Origin of the sequence: Isoptericola variabilis (assembly GCF_050311655.1) — a bacterium.
In the GTDB taxonomy this organism is placed as follows: Bacteria; Actinomycetota; Actinomycetes; order Actinomycetales; family Cellulomonadaceae; genus Isoptericola; species Isoptericola variabilis.
Window position 1 is genome coordinate 29,140 of record NZ_JBNOZM010000010.1, and the last position, 21,843, is coordinate 50,982.

At 73.0% G+C, this 21,843-nt stretch carries 19 protein-coding genes; 4 read left to right on the forward strand and 15 right to left on the reverse strand.

Going from position 1 to position 21,843, the window contains the following annotated elements; all coding sequences use genetic code 11:
• Positions 1-26: 26 nt before the first annotated feature.
• From nuoK to ACQP60_RS19205, 12 genes are all read right to left on the reverse strand, one after another.
• Positions 27-326 (reverse strand): NADH-quinone oxidoreductase subunit NuoK, encoded by a 300-nt coding sequence (gene nuoK, locus ACQP60_RS19150; RefSeq protein WP_429735884.1) that lies wholly within the window; start codon positions 324-326, stop codon positions 27-29.
• Positions 326-1,216 (reverse strand): NADH-quinone oxidoreductase subunit J, encoded by an 891-nt coding sequence (locus ACQP60_RS19155; RefSeq protein ID WP_429735886.1) that lies wholly within the window; start codon positions 1,214-1,216, stop codon positions 326-328. The genes nuoK and ACQP60_RS19155 overlap by 1 nt, the downstream gene beginning before the upstream one ends.
• The gene (nuoI, locus tag ACQP60_RS19160) at positions 1,213-2,007 is read right to left on the reverse strand and encodes an NADH-quinone oxidoreductase subunit NuoI (RefSeq protein ID WP_429735888.1); all 795 of its coding nucleotides are present in this window, start codon (positions 2,005-2,007) and stop codon (positions 1,213-1,215) included. The genes ACQP60_RS19155 and nuoI overlap by 4 nt, the downstream gene beginning before the upstream one ends.
• Complete coding sequence (gene nuoH / locus ACQP60_RS19165; protein ID WP_429735890.1) at positions 2,004-3,368, reverse strand: NADH-quinone oxidoreductase subunit NuoH; 1,365 nt, start codon at positions 3,366-3,368, stop codon at positions 2,004-2,006. The genes nuoI and nuoH overlap by 4 nt, the downstream gene beginning before the upstream one ends.
• Positions 3,365-6,022 carry an NADH-quinone oxidoreductase subunit G gene (locus ACQP60_RS19170; protein ID WP_429735892.1) on the reverse strand — a complete coding sequence of 886 codons (2,658 nt, stop codon included), beginning with the start codon at positions 6,020-6,022 and terminating at the stop codon, positions 3,365-3,367. The genes nuoH and ACQP60_RS19170 overlap by 4 nt, the downstream gene beginning before the upstream one ends.
• Complete coding sequence (gene nuoF / locus ACQP60_RS19175; RefSeq protein ID WP_429735894.1) at positions 6,022-7,356, reverse strand: NADH-quinone oxidoreductase subunit NuoF; 1,335 nt, start codon at positions 7,354-7,356, stop codon at positions 6,022-6,024. Before nuoF ends, ACQP60_RS19170 begins: the two co-directional genes overlap by 1 nt.
• Positions 7,349-8,218 (reverse strand): NADH-quinone oxidoreductase subunit NuoE, encoded by an 870-nt coding sequence (gene nuoE, locus ACQP60_RS19180; RefSeq protein ID WP_429735896.1) that lies wholly within the window; start codon positions 8,216-8,218, stop codon positions 7,349-7,351. Before nuoE ends, nuoF begins: the two co-directional genes overlap by 8 nt.
• Positions 8,215-9,561 carry an NADH-quinone oxidoreductase subunit D gene (locus ACQP60_RS19185; protein WP_429735898.1) on the reverse strand — a complete coding sequence of 449 codons (1,347 nt, stop codon included), beginning with the start codon at positions 9,559-9,561 and terminating at the stop codon, positions 8,215-8,217. The genes nuoE and ACQP60_RS19185 overlap by 4 nt, the downstream gene beginning before the upstream one ends.
• Positions 9,558-10,370, reverse strand: a complete 813-nt coding sequence (locus tag ACQP60_RS19190) for an NADH-quinone oxidoreductase subunit C (protein WP_429735900.1) — start codon at positions 10,368-10,370, stop codon at positions 9,558-9,560. The genes ACQP60_RS19185 and ACQP60_RS19190 overlap by 4 nt, the downstream gene beginning before the upstream one ends.
• The gene (locus ACQP60_RS19195; RefSeq protein WP_429735902.1) at positions 10,367-10,918 is read right to left on the reverse strand and encodes a NuoB/complex I 20 kDa subunit family protein; all 552 of its coding nucleotides are present in this window, start codon (positions 10,916-10,918) and stop codon (positions 10,367-10,369) included. Before ACQP60_RS19195 ends, ACQP60_RS19190 begins: the two co-directional genes overlap by 4 nt.
• Positions 10,919-11,025: 107 nt before the next feature.
• Positions 11,026-11,388, reverse strand: coding sequence for an NADH-quinone oxidoreductase subunit A (locus tag ACQP60_RS19200; RefSeq protein ID WP_429735904.1), 363 nt, complete (start codon positions 11,386-11,388; stop codon positions 11,026-11,028).
• Positions 11,389-11,458: 70 nt separating this feature from the next.
• Positions 11,459-12,772, reverse strand: coding sequence for a geranylgeranyl reductase family protein (locus tag ACQP60_RS19205; protein WP_429735906.1), 1,314 nt, complete (start codon positions 12,770-12,772; stop codon positions 11,459-11,461).
• A gap of 300 nt (positions 12,773-13,072) precedes the next feature.
• Between ACQP60_RS19205 and ACQP60_RS19210 the strand changes: the two genes are divergently transcribed.
• Positions 13,073-13,297, forward strand: a complete 225-nt coding sequence (locus ACQP60_RS19210; protein WP_429735908.1) for a YtxH domain-containing protein — start codon at positions 13,073-13,075, stop codon at positions 13,295-13,297.
• A 96-nt stretch (positions 13,298-13,393) separates the two neighbouring features.
• Here the strand turns inward: ACQP60_RS19210 and ACQP60_RS19215 are convergent, their stop codons facing one another.
• Together ACQP60_RS19215 and ACQP60_RS19220 are read right to left on the reverse strand one after the other, a co-directional pair.
• Positions 13,394-14,725 (reverse strand): MFS transporter, encoded by a 1,332-nt coding sequence (locus ACQP60_RS19215; RefSeq protein WP_429735910.1) that lies wholly within the window; start codon positions 14,723-14,725, stop codon positions 13,394-13,396.
• 151 nt (positions 14,726-14,876) lie between these two features.
• Positions 14,877-15,572 carry a demethylmenaquinone methyltransferase gene (locus ACQP60_RS19220; RefSeq protein WP_429735912.1) on the reverse strand — a complete coding sequence of 232 codons (696 nt, stop codon included), beginning with the start codon at positions 15,570-15,572 and terminating at the stop codon, positions 14,877-14,879.
• A 163-nt stretch (positions 15,573-15,735) separates the two neighbouring features.
• On the opposite strand from ACQP60_RS19220, the gene ACQP60_RS19225 reads away from it, so the two are divergent.
• From ACQP60_RS19225 to ACQP60_RS19235, 3 genes are all read left to right on the forward strand, one after another.
• Positions 15,736-17,103 carry an 8-oxoguanine deaminase gene (locus tag ACQP60_RS19225; RefSeq protein ID WP_429735914.1) on the forward strand — a complete coding sequence of 456 codons (1,368 nt, stop codon included), beginning with the start codon at positions 15,736-15,738 and terminating at the stop codon, positions 17,101-17,103.
• 130 nt (positions 17,104-17,233) lie between these two features.
• A complete protein-coding gene (locus tag ACQP60_RS19230; RefSeq protein WP_429735917.1) occupies positions 17,234-18,694 on the forward strand; it encodes a nucleobase:cation symporter-2 family protein in 1,461 nt (486 codons plus the stop codon).
• 67 nt (positions 18,695-18,761) lie between these two features.
• Entirely contained in the window at positions 18,762-20,186 is a 1,425-nt protein-coding gene (locus ACQP60_RS19235; protein ID WP_429735919.1) for an isochorismate synthase, read from the forward strand.
• Positions 20,187-20,283: 97 nt separating this feature from the next.
• On the opposite strand, the gene ACQP60_RS19240 is transcribed toward ACQP60_RS19235, so the two are convergent.
• Positions 20,284-21,828 carry a DUF6114 domain-containing protein gene (locus ACQP60_RS19240; protein ID WP_429735921.1) on the reverse strand — a complete coding sequence of 515 codons (1,545 nt, stop codon included), beginning with the start codon at positions 21,826-21,828 and terminating at the stop codon, positions 20,284-20,286.
• Positions 21,829-21,843: the final 15 nt, after the last annotated feature.

The following is a 21,843-nucleotide window of genomic DNA, read 5'->3' on the forward strand; positions in this document are numbered from 1 at the left end:
TCGTCTGCGTGTCCACAGGTCGCCTCTCAGCTGTGCAGCAGGTTGACGTCGTCGACCGAGGCCGACCGGCGGGAACGGAAGATCGTGATGATGATCGCGAGCCCCACCACGACCTCGGCCGCGGCGACCACCATGACGAAGAACGCGAGCACCTGGCCCGTCACGTCACCGTGGATGCGCGCGAACGTCACGAACGCGAGGTTGGTGGCGTTGAGCATGAGCTCCACGCCCATGAACACCACGATGGCGTTGCGCCGCAGCAGCACCGTCGTCGCGCCGATCGCGAACAGGATCGCGGCCAGCCCCAGGTAGTGGGTGATCTCCATCAGCGCACCTCCCCGTCGTCGCCGGTGATGTCGTCGCCGGTGCCCTCGTCGGTCGTGCCGGTCGCGACCGGGTCGCCCGCCTGCTCGACCGTCGTGTCCGCCGCGGGGCCGACGCCGAGGAGGCGCAGGTCCTCGCGCGTCACGAGCGTCTCCTCCTCGGCGAGGACCGCGGTGGCGGACCGCTCCTGCCCGCGGATGCGCAGCACGCGCGGCACGGAGTGCGGCAGCGGCTCGCCGTCGGGACCGAGCGCGGGCGTGTCCATGGCGTTGTTCTGCGCGTAGACGCCGGGCGCGGGCAGCGGCGTGAGCGTGCGGCCCTGCGGCAGGGCGGCCACGCGCGCGGCCGCGAGGACGCGCTGCGTGGGCCGCACGCTGAGCCGGCGGCGGTGCGTGAGCACCAGGCCGGCCAGCGCGGCGGTGACGAGCAGCACGCCGACCACCTCCATCGCGAGGACGTAGTCGCCCAGCAGCACCCGGGCCAGGGCCACCGGGTTGGTGAGCTCTTCCGTCGCCGCCAGCCCCACCGCGGGCGGGAACGCGGCCTGCGCGACCACGCCGAGCAGCACCACGACGAGCCCGAGGCCGAGCAGCACGCCGAGCCAGCGCTGGCCCTTGATGGTCTCCGTCAGCGAGTCGGCGGAGTCGACGCCCACCAGCATGAGCACGAACAGGAAGAGCATCATCACGGCGCCCGTGTAGACGACCACCTGGACGACGCCGAGGAACGGCGCCTCCTGGGCGACGTAGAGGATGGCCAGGCCGACCATCACGAACATGACGCACACCGCGGCGTGCACCGCCTTGCGGGCGAACAGCAGCCCGAGCGCGGCGAGCACCATGAGCGGCGCGAGCACCCAGAAGAGCGCGGCCTCCGCGCTCGACGCGGTCACTCCCGGCCCCCCGTCGGCTCGGCATCCCGCAGGTCGGGGGTCGGCAGGGTGGCCACGTGCCCGCCCTCGAACGCCTGCCGGGTGGCGACGGCGGCCTTGGTGGCGCTGCCGCGCAGCCGGTGCCGGCGCGGGGTCGGGGGCGGCGCGTCCCCGTGCACCACGCGGTCGGCGGCGTCCAGCGTCGGGTCGTCGGGCCGGTGCTCGCGCACCCAGCCGACCTGCTCCGCCGTCGGGGCGGTCACCTCGCCGCGGTAGTACTCGGTGTCCGTGGTGCCCTCGACCATCGGGTGCGGTGCGGCCAGCATCCCCTCCGCGAGCGGGGCGAGCAGGTCCTGCTTCTCGTAGATCATCCCGGCGCGGTCGGGCCCCGCGAGCTCGTAGTCGTTGGTCATCGTGAGCGCCCGGGTGGGGCACGCCTCGATGCACAGCCCGCAGAAGATGCAGCGCAGGTAGTTGATCTGGTAGACGCGGCCGTACCGCTCGCCGGGCGACATGTGCGCGCCGTCGGGCAGCTCGGCGTTGTCCGCGCCCTCCACGTAGATCGCGTCCGCCGGGCACGCCCACGCGCACAGCTCGCAGCCGATGCACTTCTCCAGCCCGTCCGCGTAGCGGTTGAGCTGGTGACGCCCGTGGTACCGGCGCTGCGGCGGCGTCTTCTTGCGCGGGTACTGCTCCGTCACCGTGGGCCGGAACATCGACGAGAACGTCACGCCGAACCCGGCCACCGGGGCGAACATCTCCCCGAGCGGACCCTTGGACGGGCGCAGCGGCTCGTACGGCTTGTCGGTCATCGCGTCTCCTCGGATCGGTCGACGGCGGAGTCGGCGGCGGGCGCGCCCGGGACGTCGGCGGCCTGCATCACGTGCCGGCGCGCGCGGGGGGACGGCGGCAGGGCCTGCCCCGGCAGCGGCGGGACGGGGAACCCGTCGGCGAAGGCGTCGAACTCGCCGGCTGGGCGGCGCGCCCGGCCTGCGCCGTCCGGTGGCCCGGAGCCGTCGGTCGCCTTCGCCTTCCGGTCGGGCCACAACCACAGGGCGGCGACGACCACCACGGCCGCGACGGCGACGCCGGTGATGAGCTGGGTGCGGGTCACGCCCGCCAGGCCGAGGTACTGGAACACGCTCAGCACCACGACCCAGACCAGCGCGACGGGGATGAGCACCTTCCAGCCGAACGACATGAACTGGTCGTAGCGCAGGCGCAGCAGCGTGCCGCGCACCCAGACGAACACGAACATGACCAGCCAGAGCTTGACGAGGAACCACAGCACCGGCCACCAACCGGTGTTGAACATCCCGTCGTTGATCGCGGACAGCGGCCACGGCGCCCGCCAGCCGCCGAGGAACAGCGTGGTGGCGACGGCGGAGACGTTGAGCATGTTGATGTACTCCGCCAGGAAGAACCAGGCGAACTTCATCGAGCTGTACTCGGTCATGTAGCCGGAGACGAGCTCGCCCTCGGCCTCCGGGAGGTCGAACGGGAGCCGGTTGGTCTCGCCGATCATCGAGATGACGTAGACGACGAACGCCGGCAGCAGCGGGAGGAACCACCAGATGCTGGTCTGCGAGGCCACGATCTGGGAGGTCGACATCGAGCCGGCCATGATGAACACGCTGACCAGCGAGAGCCCCATGGCGAGCTCGTACGAGATCACCTGGGCCGTGGACCGCACGGACCCGAGCAGCGGGTAGGTCGAGCCCGACGACCAGCCGCCCAGCACGATGCCGTACACGCCCATCGACGCGCAGGCCAGCACGTACAGGACCGCCACGGGGAAGTCGGTGAGCTGCGCCGGCGTCGTGTAGTCCGTGAACGGGATCGTCACCTCGGGGCCGAACGGGATGACCGCGAACACCAGCAGCGCGCAGAACACGGAGATCATCGGCGCCAGCAGGTAGACGACCCGGTCGGCCCGGGTGACGTTCACGTCCTCCTTGAGCAGCAGCTTCATCGCGTCCGCGAGCGACTGCAGCAGCCCGAAGGGACCGTGCCAGTTGGGGCCGGGGCGCACCTGCATGCGCGCCACGACCTTGCGCTCGAACCAGATCGCGAAGAGCACGCTGGTCAGCAGGAAGACCACGATGAGCACCGCCTTGATCAGCGACACCCACAGCCAGTCGTTGCTGAAGTCGGACGCGACGCCGGGGATCATGCGGCCCCTCCCTGTGCCTTCTCGTCGGTGGGGCCCGCGACCCCGCCGGCGGCGACCGCCTCCGGCGGACCGATCCGCACCAGGTCGCCCGGCGCGGCGCCGAGCGAGTCGTGCACGCGGCAGCCGCGCGACGCGAGCGGCAGCCACACCACGTGGTCGACCATCTCCGTGATGGCGACGGGTACGGTCACCGACCCCCGGTCGGTGGACACGGTCACCCGGTCGCCGTCGTACACGTCGACGGCGGCCGCCGTGGCCGCGGACATCCGCGCGACGGGCCGCTTGGCCGTGCCGGCGAGGAACTGCTCGCCGTCCTGGAGGGCGCCGTCGTCGAGCAGCAGGTGCCAGCTCGCCAGCACGGCGGACCCGGCCGGCACCGCCGGCGGCTCGACAGGCTCGGACCGCGGCGCCGGCACGCGGGCGCCGCCCCACGCGGGCAGGGCCGCGATCGCTCGGTGCGCGTCGAGCGGGGTCGCCGCACCCAGCGCCACGCCTGCCTGGGCGGCGAGCGCGTCGAGCACGCGGTGGTCGGGCAGCGCCGAGGACTCCAGGGCCTGCCCGAACGCGCGGACGCGGCCCTCCCAGTTCCAGTACGACCCCGACCTCTCGACGGGAGGAGCGACAGGGAGCACGACGTCCGCCAGCTCGGTCACCTCCGAGCGCCGGACCTCGAGCGAGACGACGAAGCCCGCGGCCTCGAGCGCCCGCCGGGCGTGCGCCGGGTCGGGCAGGTCGGCGAGCTCCACGCCGCCCACGAGGGCGCCGCCGAGCTGGCCGACGGAGAGGGCGTCGAGGATCTCCGCGACGTCCCGCCCCGGGGCTGCCGGCAGCGCGTCGGCGTCGACGCCCCAGGCCGCGGCCACCTCGGCGCGGGCCGCGGGGTCGGTGAGCGGACGGCCGCCCGGCAGCAGCCCGGGCAGCAGGCCCGCCTCGACCCCGCCGCGCTCCCCCGCGCGGCGCGGGATCCACGCGACGCGGGCGCCGGTGACCTCCGCGAGCCGCAGGACGGCGCCGTAGGCGCCCGGCGCCGACGCGAGCCGCTCGCCCACGAGGATCAGGGCGCCGGGGGTCGCGAGCCCGTCCGCCACCGCGCCGAGGGTCGCCGTGTCGGAGTCGGCGGGCACCAGCCCTCCGCCCGCCCGGGTGGCGAGGATGCCCAGCCACTCCGCCTCGGTGCCGGGCGCCGCGGGCAGCAGCTCGCCGTCCAGGCGGGCCAGGCCGCGGCTCGCGAACGGCGCGATCGACCACACCTTCGTGCCGTGCTTGCGCACCCCCTTGCGCAACCGCAGGAAGGTGACGCCGGCCTCCTCCTCGGCCTCGAGCCCGGCGAGCAGCACGGCCGGGGCGGCCTCGACGTCGCCGAACGTCACGCCGACGCCGGTGCCCGCGACCGCGTGCCCCAGGAACGCCGTCTCCTCGGCCGAGCCCACCCGGGCCCGCTGGTCGACGTCGTCCGTGCCGAGCACCGTGCGCGCGTAGCGCGACCAGGCGAACGCGTCCTCGACGGTCAGCCGGCCGCCGGGCAGCACCCCGACCCCGCCCGCCGCGCGCGCGGCGGCCAGGCCCTCGGCCGCCAGCTCGAACGCCTCGACCCACGACGCCGGCCGCAGCTCACCGCGCGACACGACGGCGCCGTCGCCGTCCACCACGCGGTCCCGCACCAGCGGGACGGTGAGCCGGTCGGGGGCCGCCTGCCACGTGAACGCGAAACGGTCCTTGTCGGTGATCCACTCCTCGTTGACCGCCGGGTCCTCCCCCGACAGCCGGCGCAGCACCACGCCCCGCCGGTGGTCGACGCGGATGGCGGAGCCGCACGAGTCGTGCTCGGAGATCCCCGGCGTCGAGACCAGGTCGAAGGGCCGGGAGCGGAACCGGTAGGCCGCGCCGGTGAGCGCGCCCACCGGGCAGATCTGCACGGTGTTGCCGGAGAAGTACGACGCGAACGGCTGGCCCCCGGCCGTGGCCGCCGCCGACCCGAAGGTCTCCTCGGCGGGCTCGCCGGGCGGCGGGGTGAAGTCCAGCACCGTCTCGTCGAACCGGCCGATCTGCTGGTGCGCGCCGCGCTCCTGCAGCGCGATGAACGCGTCGCCCGCGATCTCGTCGCTGAACCGGGTGCAGCGCTGGCACAGCACGCAGCGCTCGCGGTCCAGCAGGATCTCGGTGGACACGGCGATGGGCTTGGGGAACGTGCGCTTGACGTCCTCGAACCGGGACTCGGCGCGCCCGTTGCTCATCGCCTGGTTCTGCAGCGGGCACTCGCCGCCCTTGTCGCACACCGGGCAGTCCAGCGGGTGGTTCATGAGCAGCAGCTCCATGACCCCGTGCTGCGCCTTGTCCGCCACCGGCGAGGTGCGCTGCGTCTTGACGACCATGCCGGGCGTGACCGTCATCGTGCACGAGGCCTGCGGCTTCGGCATGGGCCGCACGTTGCCCTCGCGGTCGGGCATCGCGACCTCGACCAGGCACTGCCGGCACGCGCCCGCGGGCTCGAGCAGCGGGTGGTCGCAGAAGCGCGGGATCTGGATGCCCACCTGCTCGGCCGCGCGGATGATCAGCGTGCCCTTGGGCACCGTCACCTCGACCTCGTCGATGGTGAGCGTGACCGTCTCCACCGGGGGCGCGGCCGCGGTGGACTTGTCCGTGGTCGCCGTCATCAGTGACCTCCCGCCCCGGCGAGCGCCGGCGACTGCTTGGGGGTGTACGGGAACAGGGCGCTGGCGCGCGGGTCGAACGGGCACCCGCGTGAGTCGATGTGCGCCTGGTACTCGTCGCGGAAGAGCTGGATGCTCGACGTCACGGGCGACGTCGCGCCGTCGCCGAGCGCGCAGAACGCGCGGCCGAGGATGTTGTCGCACAGGTCGAGCAGCAGGTCGACGTCGCGCTCCTCGCCCTGGCCGGCCTCGATGCGGTGCAGCACCTGCTTGAGCCAGTAGGTGCCCTCGCGGCACGGCGTGCACTTGCCGCACGACTCGTGCGCGTAGAAGTCGGTCCACCGGCTCACCGCGCGGACCACGCACGTCGTCTCGTCGAAGAGCTGCAGCGCACGGGTGCCGAGCATCGACCCGGCCGCGCCCACCGACTCGTAGTCGAGCGGGGTGTCGAGGTGATCGGCCGTGAACAGCGGCGTCGACGAGCCGCCCGGCGTCCAGAACTTCAGCTCGTGCCCGGCCCGCATCCCGCCGGCGAGGTTGAGCAGCTCGCGCAGCGTGATGCCGAGCGGTGCCTCGTACTGGCCCGGCCGGGTGACGTGCCCGGACAGCGAGAACAGGCCGTGCCCCTGCGACTTCTCGGTACCCATGCCGGCGAACCAGTCCGCGCCGCGCGCGACGATGCCCGGCACCGACGCGATCGACTCGACGTTATTCACCACCGTGGGCCGCGCGTACAGGCCCGCGACGGCGGGGAACGGCGGCTTGAGCCGCGGCTGGCCGCGCTTGCCCTCGAGCGAGTCGAGCAGCGCCGTCTCCTCGCCGCAGATGTAGGCGCCCGCCCCCGCGTGCACCGTGATTTCCAGGTCGAATCCGGAGCCGAGCACGTCCTTGCCCAGGTACCCGGCGTCGTACGCCTCGGCCACCGCGGCCATCAGCCGCCGGTACACGTGCAGCACCTCGCCGCGCACGTAGACGAACGCGTGGTGGCAGCCGATGGCGTAGCTGGTGATCGCGATGCCCTCCACCAGGTGCTGCGGGCTCGCCAGCATGAGCGGGATGTCCTTGCACGTGCCGGGCTCGGACTCGTCCGCGTTGACCACGAGGTAGCGCGGGCCTCCGTCCGGCGGGGGCAGGAAGCCCCACTTCATGCCGGTCGGGAAGCCGGCGCCGCCGCGACCGCGCAGCCCCGAGTCCTTGACCGTCTGCACGAGGTCGCCGGGCTCCATCGTCAGGGCCTTGCGCAGCCCGGCGTACCCGCCGGCCGCCTCGTACGACGCGAGCTTCCACGACCGGTCGGCGTCCCACGTGTCCGTGAGCACCGGCATGAGGTCAGTCATCGCTGCCGCCCTTCTCCGGCTCGGGGTTCGCGTCGCCGCCCGACGGCGACCGGCCGGGGTTCTGGTCCCCCGGCGCGGCGGGCTTGCGCTCCGCGCTCGACTGGGCCGTGCCCGTCTCGGGCGGGACCTCGCCGGTCGACGCCGTCGTTCCCTCCCGCGGGGCGGGCGCCGCCGGCTCCGCGCCGTCGACGGCGGCCGCCGCGCGCGCCAGCCGCAGCCCGGCGAGCGTCGGCTCCCCCGCGCCCACGCCCTCGTCGGCGCGGCCGTCGGTGAACCCGGCGAGCACGCGGCTCATCTGCTTGAAGCCGCACACCGACGACGCGCCGCGCGTGGGCGCCACCTCCTCGCCCGCCCGCAGGCGGTCGGCGAGGTCCGTGGCCGACTCCGGCGTCTGGTTGTCGAAGAACTCCCAGTTGACCATCACGACCGGCGCGTAGTCGCAGGCCGCGTTGCACTCGACCCGCTCGAGCGTGATCGCGCCGTCGTCGGTGGTCTCGTCGTGCCCGACTCCGAGGTGCTCGCTCAGCTCGTCGAAGATCGCGTCGCCGCCCATCACCGCGCACAGGGTGTTGGTGCACACGCCCACGGTGTACGTGCCGTTCGGGTGCCGCTTGTACTGCGTGTAGAAGGTCGCGACGGCGCTCACCTCGGCGGGCGTCATCTCGAGCTGCTCGGCGCAGAACAGGATGCCGTCGCGGCTCACGTACCCGTCCACCGACTGCACCAGGTGCAGCATCGGCAGCAGCCCGGAGCGCGGGTCCGGGTAGCGCGCCTTGATCTCCGCGGCGTCGGCGGCCAGCGACGCGAGCGTGTCGGCGTCATACCGCGTGGCCGAGCGGGCGCTCGTGGGTTCTGCCGTCATCGGTCGACCCCTCCCAGCACGGGGTCCAGGGACGCGACGGCGACGACGACGTCGGCCACCTGGCCGCCCTCGCACATCACCGACACGGCCTGGAGGTTGTTGAACGACGGGTCGCGGAAGTGCGCCCGGTACGGCTTGGTGCCGCCGTCGGACACCGCGTGCACGCCCAGCTCGCCGCGCGGGTGCTCGACGGTCTGCCACGCCTGCCCGGCCGGCACCCGGAAGCCCTCGGTGACGAGCTTGAAATGGTGGATCAGGGCCTCCATCGAGGTGCCCATGATCTGGCGGATGTGGTCGAGCGAGTTGCCCTGCCCGTCGGCGCCGATCGCGAGCTGCGCCGGCCACGCGATCTTCTTGTCCGCCACCATGACCGGCGCGCCCGACGTCGCCTCGAGGCGGGTGAGGGCCTGCTCCACGATGCGCAGCGACTGGTAGCACTCCTCCAGCCGCAGCACCACGCGGGAGTAGCAGTCCGCGTCGGTCGACGTCGGCACGTCGAAGTCGTAGGCCTCGTACCCGGAGTACGGGAACGCCTTGCGCACGTCGTACGGCAGCCCCGTGGAGCGCAGCACCGGCCCGGTGACGCCCAGCGCCATGCAGCCGGCGAGGTTGAGCACGCCGACGTCGGTGAGCCGCGCCTTGAAGATCGGGTTGGCGAGCATGAGGTCGCCGAGCTGGCCGAGGTACATCCGGATCTTCGGCAGCGCCGCCCGCACCTGGTCCTCGAAGCCGTCGGGCACGTCCTGCGCGACGCCGCCCGGCCGCACGTACGCGTGGTTCATGCGCAGCCCGGTGACGGCCTCGAACAGCCGGAGGATCTCCTCGCGGGCGGTGAAGCCGATCGTCATGACCGTCGTCGCGCCCATCTCGTTGCCGCCCGTGCCGAGGCACACGAGGTGGGACGCCACCCGGTTGAGCTCCATCATCAGCACGCGGATGATCGACGCCCGCTCCGGCACGTCGTCGGTGATGCCGAGCAGCTTCTCCGTGGCCAGGCAGTAGGCGGTCTCCTGGAACAGCGGCGCGAGGTAGTCCATCCGGGTGCAGAACGTGGTGCCCTGCGTCCAGGTGCGGAACTCCATGTTCTTCTCGATGCCCGTGTGCAGGTAGCCGATGCCGCAGCGGGCCTCGGTGACCGTCTCGCCGTCGATCTCGAGCATGAGGCGCAGCACGCCGTGCGTGGACGGGTGCTGCGGGCCCATGTTGACGACGATGCGTTCCTCGCCCACGGCCTCCCGGGCGATCTCGTCCCAGTCGCCGCCGGACGCCTCGAAGCCCGGGATGCCCGGGTCGAACTCGTCCGCGGTCGGCGGCCTGGTGGCGCTGAAGGTTCCAGTAGTCACGAGTACGACCTCCTCGTGTCCGGCGGCGGCACCGTGGCGCCCTTGTACTCCACGGGGATGCCGCCGAGCGGGTAGTCCTTGCGCTGCGGGTGGCCCGGCCAGTCGTCGGGCATCTCGATCCGCGCCAGGCCCGGGTGGTCGTCGAAGACGATCCCGAAGAAGTCCCAGGTCTCGCGCTCGTGCCAGTCGTTGGTCGGGTACACCGCGGTGCTCGAAGGGATGTGCGGGTCGGCGTCGGGCACCGACACCTCGAGACGGATGCGTCGCCCGTGCGTCACGGACGTCAGGTGGTAGACGGCGTGCAGCTCGCGGCCCGTGTCCTGCGGGTAGTGCACGCCCGAGACGCCGAGGCTCAGTTCGAACCGCAGGTCCTGGTCGTCGCGCAGCGCCCGGCAGACGGCCGGCAGGTGCTCGCGCGCCACGTGCAGCGTGAGCTCGGCGTGCGGGCTCGGCGGGTCGGTGTGCGGGTCGACGACGACGCGCTCCACCGCGTCGTCGAACGCGACCCCGGCGTCGCCCAGCACCTCGGCGAGCACGTCCACGGCCTCGTCGAACCAGCCGCCGTACGGCCGCGTCGCCGCGCCGGGCATCGCGACCGGCTGCACCAGGCCGCCGTAGCCGGAGGTGTCGCCCGAGCCGTGCACGCCGAACATGCCGCGACGCACCTCGACGACCTCCGGCCCGCGCCCGCCGCGACCGGCCTGCTCGCTGCCGGACACCAGCTCCCCGGAGCGGGGCCCGAGGACCTCCTCGGGCTGCGGGACCGGCTTGTCCGCGGCGCCGCCGGCAGCCGTCGTGCCCTCGCTCATCGCAGCAGCCCCTTGAGCTCGAACGTCGGCGTGGCCTCCAGCGCCGCCGCCTCGGCCGCCGCGGCCGCCTCCTTGCGGTTCACGCCCAGCGGCGAGTCCTGGATGTGCTGGTGCAGCGCGAGGATCGCGTTGATGAGCATCTCCGGGCGCGGCGGGCAGCCGGGCAGGTACACGTCGACCGGCACGATGTGGTCGACGCCCTGCACGATCGCGTAGTTGTTGAACATGCCGCCGCTGGACGCGCACACGCCCATCGACAGCACCCACTTGGGCTCGCTCATCTGGTCGTAGACCTGCCGCACGACGGGCGCCATCTTCTGGCTCACCCGGCCCGCGACGATCATGAGGTCCGCCTGCCGCGGCGACGCCCGGAACACCTCCATGCCGAACCGCGACAGGTCGAACCGCGACGCACCGGCCGCCATCATCTCGATGGCGCAGCACGCCAGCCCGAACGTCACCGGCCACACGGACGCCTTGCGCAGGTAGCCCGCCAGGTCCTCGATCGTCGTCAGCAGGAAGCCCGACGGAGCCTCTTCCAGGCCCATGACCCCTCCCCTTCGTGAACATCGGCGTGAGGATCTCCGGCGCCGATGCCGTCCGTTGTGCCGTGTCGTGCTGGGTAGTGCTGGGTGGTGCTGGCCGTGCGCCGGGCCTAGACCCAGGTGAGGCCGCCGCGCCGCCACTCGTAGACGAACGGCACGGTGATGAGGGCGAGGAACGTGAGCATCGCGACGAGGCCGAAGCCGGCCAGCACGGCGAAGTCCACCGCCCACGGGTAGAGGAAGACCACCTCGATGTCGAAGACGATGAACGTCATCGCCACCAGGTAGTACTTGACCGGCAGCCGCCCGCCGCCGACCGCGTGCGGCGTCGGCTCGATGCCGCACTCGTAGGCGTCGAGCTTGGCCCGGTTGTAGCGCTTGGGCCCGATGACGGCGCTCGCCGCCACGCCGCCCACGGCGAGCACCAGGGCCACGCCCATGAGCATGAGGACCGGCACGTACGGGTTCGTCATCGCGACCCTCCCGTCCGCACGGCCGTCTCGACCTCGTGCATCTCGACCACTCCCTTGTGCTCGTGTGCGCTCATGCCGCCGGGACCACCCTCGTGAGCCCCGCGATGACCCGGTCCACCCAGTCACCGCCGCGCGGCTCGTAGCAGTCGGACAGCAGCTTGAGCACGAACCGCATGACCACCGGCCGCGGCAGCCCGTGCTTCACGCAGATCCGCATGATCTGCGGGTGCTCGATGAGCCGCACGAACCAGCGGCCCAGCGTGTAGTAGCCGCCCAGGTCGGCCCGCATGCGGTCCGCGTAGGACGTGAGCGTGCGCTCCCGGGCGTCGTCCGTGGCGCGGGTGCGCGCCTGGGCGATCGCGTCCGCGGCGACCCGGCCCGCCTGCAGGGCGTAGGCGATGCCCTCGCCGTTGAACGGGCTGACCATGCCGGCCGCGTCGCCCACCAGCATCGCGCCGTCGCGGTACAGGGGGCTGCGGTTGAAGCCCATCGGCAGCGCGGCGCCGCGGATCGGCCCCACCTGGTTCTCGGGCGTGAAGCCCCACTCGGCCGGGGCGTGGCGCATCCAGGCCTGCATCATGCGCTTGTAGTCGTGCCCGACGGCGGACTGGCGGGCGGGCGTGGAGCTGACGGCGCCCAGGCCGACGTTGGCCGTGCCGTCGCCGAGCGCGAAGATCCAGCCGTAGCCGGGCAGGAGGTTCGACGCGCCCGGGGCGCCGTCCCACAGCTCGAGGTGCGACTCCATCCAGGCGTCCTCGTGGCGCGACGTGCCCTCCGTGCGGAAGTACGTGCGGACGGCCGTGCCGAGCGGGCGGTCGTCGCGGCGGGCGATGCCGAGCCCCGTCGCGAAGCGGGAGGAGACGCCGTCGGCCGCGACGACGACGGGCGCCCGGTAGGTGGTCTCGGTGCCGTCGGCGCGGCCGTTGCCGTCGAGGGCCTGGGTGCGCACGCCGACCACGCGGCCGTCGCGCTCGTCCAGGACCGGGCCGGTCACCCTGGTCCGCTCGAGCAGCTTGGCGCCGCTCGCCTGCGCGTGCTGCGCCAGCCGATGGTCCAGCGACATGCGCGAGAGCGCCATGCCGTAGCCGGGGTACGAGTCGAGGTCGGGCCAGGGCAGCTCCCACGACCGGGCGCCGGCGACCACGCGCAGGCCCTCGTTGCGGATCCACCCGTCGTCCTCGCGGGTGCCGAGCCCCATGCGGGCCAGCTCGCCGACGGCGCGGGGCGTCAGCCCGTCGCCGCACACCTTGTCGCGGGGGAAGGAGGCCTTGTCGAGCAGGAGCACGTCGAGGCCCGCGGCGGCGCACCAGTGGGCCGTGGACGAGCCGGCCGGGCCGGCGCCCACGACGATGACGTCGGCGTCGTCGACGCGACCTGACCGCACGTGCTCACCTCGCTCCCTCGAGCGCCCCGGCGACGGTGCCGGAGTCGATTTGTGAACCCCATCACAACTCTTGCGAGCACTCTAGTCACGTTCTGGCGGCGCTGTGTAGGAAGGTAACCCTTCCTTGGCGGCGCCGCGCTCCGCGGAGTCGCAGGACGGCGCGTCCCCGCAGGTCCGGCAGGGTGCCGCTGCCGGCATGTCGCGGGGTGCGTGCAACGGTGGTCGTGCCTACGGTCGTCCGCACGACCCACGACCCGGCCACCAGCGGCCACCATCCGCACGACCATGAGGAGGCGCGACATGAAAGCAGGACCGGCATTCGTCGTCGGCGCGGCGCTCGGCTACCTGCTCGGCACCGAGAAGGGCCGGCAGCAGCTCGACAAGGCCAAGGACTGGGCGACCGAGACCTGGAAGGACCCGCGCGTGCAGGCCAAGGTCTCGGACGTCACGAGCAGCGTGACCGAGTTCGCCAAGGAGCAGGGCAGCGCCCTCAAGGACCGCACCGCCGGCAGCTCACCCAGCTGACCGCGAACTGTTCGGCAGCGGGTGGATCCGTTCGGCACCGTCACGTGCCGAACGGATCCACCCGCTGCCGAACAGATGCGGACCGCCGGCGCGGGGTCAGCGGGCGCCCGAGACCTCCGCGTCGTCGAGGTCGGCGCCGTAGCGCTCCCGCTCGATCTCCTTGAGGCTCTTGCCCGCGGTGTCGGGCGTCCAGACGACGCCGATCACCAGGGAGGCCACGAGGAGCGCGACCATGATCCCGCCGACGAACGGCACGCCCTGCTCGGCGAGCATGGTCGGGAACAGGTAGCTCAGCAGGCCGACCGCGATGCGGGCGACGAAGAACAGCACGCCCTGCGCCGAGGCGCGGTACGCCGTGGCGAACAGCTCGGCGGTCCACAGCGCGTAGAACGCCTGGGCGCCGATGCCGGCGGACACGCCCCACAGGACGGCGTACGCGATGAGCAGCGGCATCGAGACGTGCGGCACGAAGGCGAGGATCATCCACGCCGCGACGGCCATGGCCGCGCCGATGCCGTACAGCAGCCGGCGGCTCACCCGGTCGCCGTACCTCATGAAGCCCCAGAAGGTGGCCGCCGACGTGAGGCCCCAGACCAGCACCTGGAGCAGGTTCTGCGCGACGGCGCTCTCGACGCCGGCGGTCTGGTAGACGCGCGGCATGAAGATGCCGGCCTGCCCGGCCACCGTGTTCCACAGGGCGTAGACGCCGATCAGGAACAGCAGCGCCTTGACGTTCTGCGGGTGCGACACCAGCTCGCGGAAGCCGCGCCGCTTGCGGCCCAGCGCGACCTGCTTGGCGTTGGACTCCTTCCAGACGTCCGACTCCGCCAGCCCGCGCCGCACCCACCAGGTGACGAACGCGATGACGAACAGGTGCGCGAAGATGATGCGGCTTCCCAGCAGGCCGAGCGGGACCAGCGCCGTCGCGAGCACGAAGCCGACGAACGGCCCGAGCGACCACGCGAGCTGGGCGGTGCCGACGTGCTTGGCCCGCTGGTCGTCGGGGGCCTCCTCCGCGATGTACGTCCACGCGACGGGCACGCCCGCGCCCACGGCGATGCCGGTGAGCACGATGCCGGTGAACAGCATCCACGGGGCGCCGGCGAAGACGATGAACGCCGTGCCGAGCATGTACAGCAGCAGGTCGTAGGTGTAGATGAACTTGCGCCCGTAGCGGTCGCCGAGCGGGCCGCCGATCATGGCGCCCACCGCCGCGCCGAACGCGTTGGCGCTCAGGGCCGCGGCGAGCCCGACGGCGAGGTTGGTCAGCCCGAAGTGCTCCTGCCAGAGCGTGAGGCTGGTGGCGAGCGCGATGATCGAGCCCGCCTCGATGTAGTTGGACATCGCGACCGCGACCGTCGCCCGGTACCCGTGCAGGCGGTTCCCGCCGCCCGTCGTCGGGCGCGCCGCGCTGTGTGGTGTCGTCATCGACCGTGCCTTCCCTGCGTACGTCGTCGTGCTGCACGTCGTCTTTGAATCGTTTCAGGATCGGACCGACGATACGCCGGGTGCCTCGCAGGCGTCAAAGAGCCAGGTCCCGAATGCTCGGCCCGAGCTGCCGCCGTAGCGGCGGAGGCGGTCAGGCCGGGCGGACGGCCCGGTGCAGCGCCACGATGCCGCCGGTGAGGTTGCGGTACGACACGCGGTCCCAGCCGGCGTCGAGCAGCCGGCGGCCGAGGGCGGCCTGGTCGGGCCAGCTCCGGATGGACTCCGCGAGGTAGTCGTACGACCCGCGGTCGCGCGTCACCGCGCCCGCCACCACCGGCAGCGCGCGCATCAGGTACTCCAGGTACACGGTGCGGAACGGCGCCCACGTCGGCGTGGAGAACTCGCAGATCACCACGCGACCGCCGGGCCGCACGACGCGCAGCATCTCGCGCAGGGCGGCGTCGGTGTCGACGACGTTGCGCAGCCCGAAGCTGATCGTCACGGCGTCGAACGCGGCGTCCGCGAACGGCAGCCGGGTCGCGTCTCCCGCGACGAACGACAGGTCCGGCCGACGCTCCTTGCCCACGGCGAGCATGCCGAGGCTGAAGTCCGAGGGCACGACCAGCGCGCCGTCGTCGGCGAAGGGCTCGCTCGACGTGCCGGTGCCGGCCGCGAGGTCGAGCACCCGCTCGCCGGGGACGGCCGCGACGGCGTCCACCACCGCGCGGCGCCAGCGCCGGTCCTGCCCCAGGGAGACGAGGTCGTTGACGAGGTCGTAGCGCTTCGCGATCCCGTCGAACATCGACGCGACCTCGGCGGGCTTCTTCTCCAGGCTGGCGCGGGACATGGACGTCATGGTCCCACGCACCGTTGACGCCCCGAGCGTCGCTCGCCTACCGTCGCCCGCAGAGGACGGCGCGGTGCCGTCGCTCCCTGGATCGGCAGACAGGACCACTGAGCCGGCGCGACGCGGCGCCGCTCCCCGGGGTGCCGCCGCCATGGAGGCACCGATGAGCACCTGGATCAAGAACCCGCTGGCCGTCTTCACCGCCGACGACGCTCACGACGACACGCCGGGGGCGCCCGACGCGCGCGGCGGCGTCGTGGTCACGGACGGTGTGATCACCGAGCTGGTCGCCGCGGGCGCGAGCCCGTCGACGCCGGTGGACGAGACGTTCGACGCGTCCGAGCACGTGGTCACGCCGGGCCTGATCAACACGCACCACCACTTCTATCAGACCCTCACGCGCGCCTGGGGGCCGGTCGCGGACGCCGAGCTGTTCCCCTGGCTCACCACGCTCTACCCGGTCTGGGCGCGCCTCACGCCGCGCGCCCACGAGCTCGCCACGAAGGTCGCGCTGACCGAGCTGCTGCTGTCCGGCTGCACCACCGCGGCCGACCACCACTACGTGTTCCCGGCAGGCCTCGACGACGCGATCGACCTCCAGGTCGAGGCGGTCCGCGAGCTCGGGATGCGCGCCACGCTGACGCGGGGATCGATGACGCTCGGCACGGACGACGGCGGGCTGCCGCCGCAGTCGGTGGTGCAGGACCCGGACACGATCCTCGCCGACTCCGAGCGCCTGATCGCGGCCTACCACGAGCGCGGAGCGGGCGCGCGCATCCAGATCGCGCTGGCGCCCTGCTCGCCGTTCTCCGTGACGACCCAGAACATGCGCGACACCGCCGAGCTGGCCGAGCGGCACGACGTCCGCCTGCACACCCACCTGGCCGAGACGATCGACGAGGAGGACTTCCTGCGCGAACGATTCGGCATGCGCACGGTGGACTACCTCGAGTCGGTGGGCTGGCTCACGGACCGGGCCTGGCTGGGCCACGGCATCCACTTCGACGACGCCGAGATCGCCCGCCTCGGCGCCGCGGGCACGGGCGTGGCGCACTGCCCGACGTCGAACATGCGGCTCGCGTCCGGGATCGCGCGCGTGGTCGAGCTGGAGGACGCCGGAGCGCCGGTGGGGCTCGGGGTGGACGGCTCGGCGTCGAACGACGCGTCGACGATGATGCCCGAGGCCCGCCAGGCGCTGTACCTCCAGCGGCTCAAGTACGGCGCCTCCGTGCCGGTGGCGCGCGCCCTCGGCTGGGCCACGCGCGGCTCGGCGCGCGTGCTGGGCCGCGACGACCTGGGCGTGCTCGCCGTCGGCAAGCAGGCCGACCTGGCCCTGTGGCGTCTCGACGAGCCGCGCTTCTCGGGATCGCACGACCCGGTGGCCGCCCTGCTGCTGTGCGGTGCGGACCGCGCCGACCGGGTGATGGTCGGTGGCGAGTGGCGCGTGGTCGACGGCGCCGTGGTCGGCCTCGACCTGCCCGCACTGCTGGCCGAGCACCGCGAGGCGGCGCGGCGGCTCGTGGCGGGCTGAGCCCGGGGCCGGCGCAGATCCACCCCGCGGAGAGGGTTGACACAGATCACACTTGCCGGTCGAATAGTGGAATGCTTCTTCCGTAGACCGGAAGAGTTCAGACCATCGATAGCGAACGAGGAGGTCCGCTATGTCACGGTCCGCATCCCCCCGGGCGACGACCAGCCCCGCCCGCCCCGAGGACGAGCGCCTGCCGCTCGGCGCGACGTTCGGGTACGGCTTCCAGCACGTCCTGACGATGTACGGCGGCATCATCGCGCCGCCCCTCATCGTGGGCGGCGCCGCCGGGCTCACGTCGGCGGAGATCGGCACGCTCATCGCCGCGTCGCTCTTCATGGGCGGCCTCGCGACCATCCTGCAGACGGTCGGGATCAAGTTCTTCGGCTCCCAGCTCCCGCTGGTGCAGGGCGTGTCGTTCGCCGGCGTCTCGACCATGGTCGCGATCGTCGGGGGCGGCGGCGGGATCCCCGCCGTCCTCGGCGCGGTGCTCGTCGCGTCGGCGATCGGGTTCCTCATCACGCCGTTCTTCGCCCAGATCATCCGGTTCTTCCCGCCCGTGGTCACCGGCGTCGTCATCACGACGATCGGCCTGACCCTCATGCCGGTGGCGGCGAACTGGGCGATGGGCGGGAACGCGGAGGCGCCCGACTACGGCTCCACGAGCAACATCGGGCTCGCGTTCGGCACCTTCGCGATCGTCATCCTGCTGTCCAAGGTGGGCTCCGGCGTCGTCTCGCGGCTGTCGATCCTCATCGCGATCGTCGCCGGCACGCTGATCGCCCTCGTGCTCGGGATGGCGGACTTCTCCGGCGTCGGCGACGGCCCGGTGTTCGCCTTCCCGATGCCGCTCAGCTTCGGCGCCCCGACGTTCGAGATCGCGGCCATCGTCTCCATGCTCATCGTCATCCTGGTGACGCTCACGGAGACGACGGCGGACATCATCGCCGTCGGCGAGATCGTCGGCACCAAGGTGGACCGCAAGCGCATCGCCAACGGCCTGCGCGCCGACATGGCGTCCTCCGTCGTGTCGCCGATCTTCGGCTCGTTCACGCAGTCCGCGTTCGCCCAGAACGTGGGCCTGGTCGCGATCACCGGCGTGAAGTCGCGCTTCGTGGTGTCGGCCGGCGGCTTCATCCTCGTGGTCCTCGGCCTGCTGCCGGTGCTGGGCCGCGTCGTGGCTGCCGTGCCGACCCCCGTGCTCGGCGGCGCCGGCGTGGTGCTGTTCGGCTCGGTGGCGGCGTCGGGCATCCGCACCCTGGCCAAGGTCGACTACAAGAACTCGATGAACCTCGTGATCGTGGCGGCGTCGATCTCGTTCGGCATGATCCCGATCGCCAAGCCCGACTTCTACGACCAGTTCCCCACGTGGTTCGGCACCATCTTCCACTCGGGGATCAGCTCGGCCGCGCTCATGGCGATCCTGCTGAACATCCTGTTCAACCACATCAAGGCCGGCACGCCCGAGAACCCGTCCGTCTTCGTCAAGGGCACCGCGAGCAAGGCCGTCGACGACGACCAGCTCGAGGACCTCGCCGACGACGGCGTGCTCAACCGGTCGAACCAGCGCCGGGACAACGCCTCGACGTCGTGACCGAGGCGACAGCCCCGGACCTCCGGTGAGCGGGGCGTGGCGGGCCTCCGGGCGTACTCTGGAGCCGATGTCCGCCACGCCCCTGCCGGCGCCGCGCCCCCTCCCGGGCACGACCACCGGCACCAGCCCCGATCCCGCGACGGCGCCGGCCACGGAGCCTCTCGCGCTCCTGGTCCGCACCTCCCGGATCGACGACCTCCCCGGCGGCCTCACCGCCCTCGTCGACCTCCTGCCGGACACCCGCCCGCTCAGCTGGGTGCGGCGCGGCGACGGCATCGTCGGCTGGGGCGAGGCGCTCCGCTTCGACACCTTCGGCCCCGGCCGGTTCGCCGACGCCGAGGCCGCCTGGCAGGCCACCCTCCAGCGTGCCGTCGTGCGCGACGACGTGCGCCTGCCCGGCACGGGACCCGTCGCGTTCGGCACCTTCGCCTTCGACGACGCCGGCCAGCTCGACGACCAGGACGGCGACGACGCCGGCCACCCGCGGCCGGACGGGTCGCTCGTCGTGCCGCGCGTCGTCGTCGGCCGCCGGGCCGGCGTCACCTGGATGACCACCATCACCCCCGGCGCGAGCCTGGACGCCGCCCCCAGCACCGCCGCCCTGCGCCGCGAGCCGCGCACGGACGTCGTCGCGCCCGGCCGCGTCCGCTTCGCCGACGGCGCCGTCGCCGCCGCCGACTGGCCCGCCGTCGTGCGCGAGGGCGTGGCCCGCATCCAGTCGGGGGCGCTCGAGAAGGTGGTGCTCGCGCGCGACGTGCTCGCCACCACCGAGCACCCCCTCGACCCGCGCTGGCTGCTGCGCCGCCTCGCCGACCGCTACGAGGCCTGCTGGACGTTCTCCGTCTCGGGCATGGTGGGCGCGACCCCCGAGCTCCTGGTGCGGAGCGAGAAGGGGCTCGTCACCTCCCGCGTGCTGGCGGGCACCATCCGCCGCGAGGCCGGGATGTCCGACGACGACGCCCTGCTGCACGCCGCGCAGCTCGCCCGGTCCTCCAAGGACCTCGAGGAGCACGAGTACGCCGTGCGCTCCGTGGCGGCCGCGCTCGAGCCGTTCTGCTCGTCGATGAACGTGCCGGACGCGCCGTTCGTGCTGCACCTGCCGAACGTCATGCACCTCGCGTCCGACGTCACCGGCGTCCTGGACCGTGGCGCGTCCGCGACGTCTGCTGCGCCGTCGTCGCTGACCCTGGCCGCCGCGCTGCACCCGTCCGCCGCGGTGTGCGGCACGCCGACCAACGTCGCCCGCGACCTCATCCGCGAGATCGAGGGGATGGACCGCTCCCGCTACGCCGGCCCGGTCGGGTGGGTCGGGGCCGACGGCGACGGCGAGTGGGGCATCGCGCTGCGGTCCGCCGAGCTCTCGGCCGCCGACCCCCGGCACGTGCGGCTCTTCGCCGGCTGCGGCATCGTCGCCGCCTCCGACCCGGAGGCCGAGCTCGCCGAGTCCGAGGCGAAGCTCGTGCCCATGCGGTGGGCGCTCGGCGCGGACTGACCCGCACGCACGACGACGCCGGCCGACCCGGACTGGCACACGTCCTGGTCGGCCGGCGTCGTCCTGCGCGACCTCCTCGGCGCGCGAGGCGGGCGGGCTACTCCTCCCAGACCTGCTCGCGGAACCCGGACCAGACCTGCTTGTCCGAGGTGGCCCCCATGAGGCCGATCCGCGCGTCGGTGAGGCCCAGCAGCATCTCGACCGGCGACGCGCCCGCCGCGATCTTGTCCCCCAGCTCGGCCCAGTCGTCGCCGTCGGGCAGGTCCGCGTGGATGGACGAGATGTACATCTGCGCGTCGCCCTCCATCGACACGTAGTCCGCGTCGGTGACCGTGCCGCCGATCTTGCCGTCGTTGTCGGCGTACGTCTTGAGCCAGAACCCCGGCACCTTGACGTAGTCGACGTCGATCCGTAGCGCGTCACGGCGGGGCCCGCCGTTCGTCACCGGCACGTTGACCACGTCGATGCCGTTGATGCCGGTGAGCGGGAGCTGCAGGTCGCGCGTCTCGAGCTCGCCGTCCTGGGAGAAGACGTTCGCGTCCTCGCGCTTGCCGCAGTCCCCCGGCAGCGAGACGTTGATGTCGTACTCGCCGCCGAACGTGATCCGCGCGCAGGGGCCGAGCTCGAGCTTGAACTCCTTCTCGACGTCGTCCTGCGCCTGCTCCTCGGCCGGCTCGTCGGCCTTGCCGTCCTCGTCGGCGTCCTCGCCCTCGGCGTCCTTGCCGCCGGCGTCCTTCGCGGCCTCGCCCTCCGGGTCGGACGGGTCTGCGGCGTCGCCCGGTGTGGCGCCGTCGGCGGCGGAGGTGCCGTCCTCGGTCGCGCCCGTGCCGCTGCCGTCCGTGGCGTCGTCGGCGGCGTCGGTGTCGCCGGAGACCCCGGCGTCCTCCGACGTCGACGGCGAGGGGCTGGGCGTCGGCTCGGCGTCGTCGTCGCTGCCGCAGGCCCACTCGAGCCACCCCAGCGGGTCCCAGCAGTCCGACGCCGCGCGCACCTGCGACGTGGGGGCGGCGGCGGCCTCGACCGCCGTCGTGCCCGTCCCCGCGACGGCGAGCACGGCGACCGCCGCGACGACGGCGACGTGCCGCCCGCCGCGGGCCGGCTCGTCGTCGAACGGCAGGATCTCGGCGAGGGTGACGTCCTGCCCGTCCCGCGGGTCCGCGGGCACGGCGGGCGTCTCGTCCGTCTCCGATGCCGACGACGCCGTCTCGGCGCCCTCGGCGGTGGGCGGCATCCACGACACCGCGAGGATGCCGCCCACCACGCCGAGGATCATCCCGACGCCGAAGCCGCCGAGGTTCACGCCGAGCAGCGAGTAGACCGAGATCGCCAGCGTGATGACGCCGTAGAACACGCGGAACTGCGGCTGCGCCAGGATCAGCGCGCCGAGCAGCACCAGCCCCACCGGCAGCAGCGTGGACTGCATGCCCTCGATGCCGAGCTGGATCTCGAAGTTGTCGATCTGCAGCCGGCCCGAGAACCACAGCACCACGCCCGACAGGATCGCCAGCGTGCCGCCCCAGAAGGGCCGGTCCCGCCGCCAGGCGGCGAACCGCTGTCGGCGGGTGGCCGGCACCTCCGGGTTCGACGCCGCGGTCGGCTCCGGGGACGCCTCGGGGATCGAGGTGTTCTCGTCGTCGCTCACGCCTGGTCTCCCTGG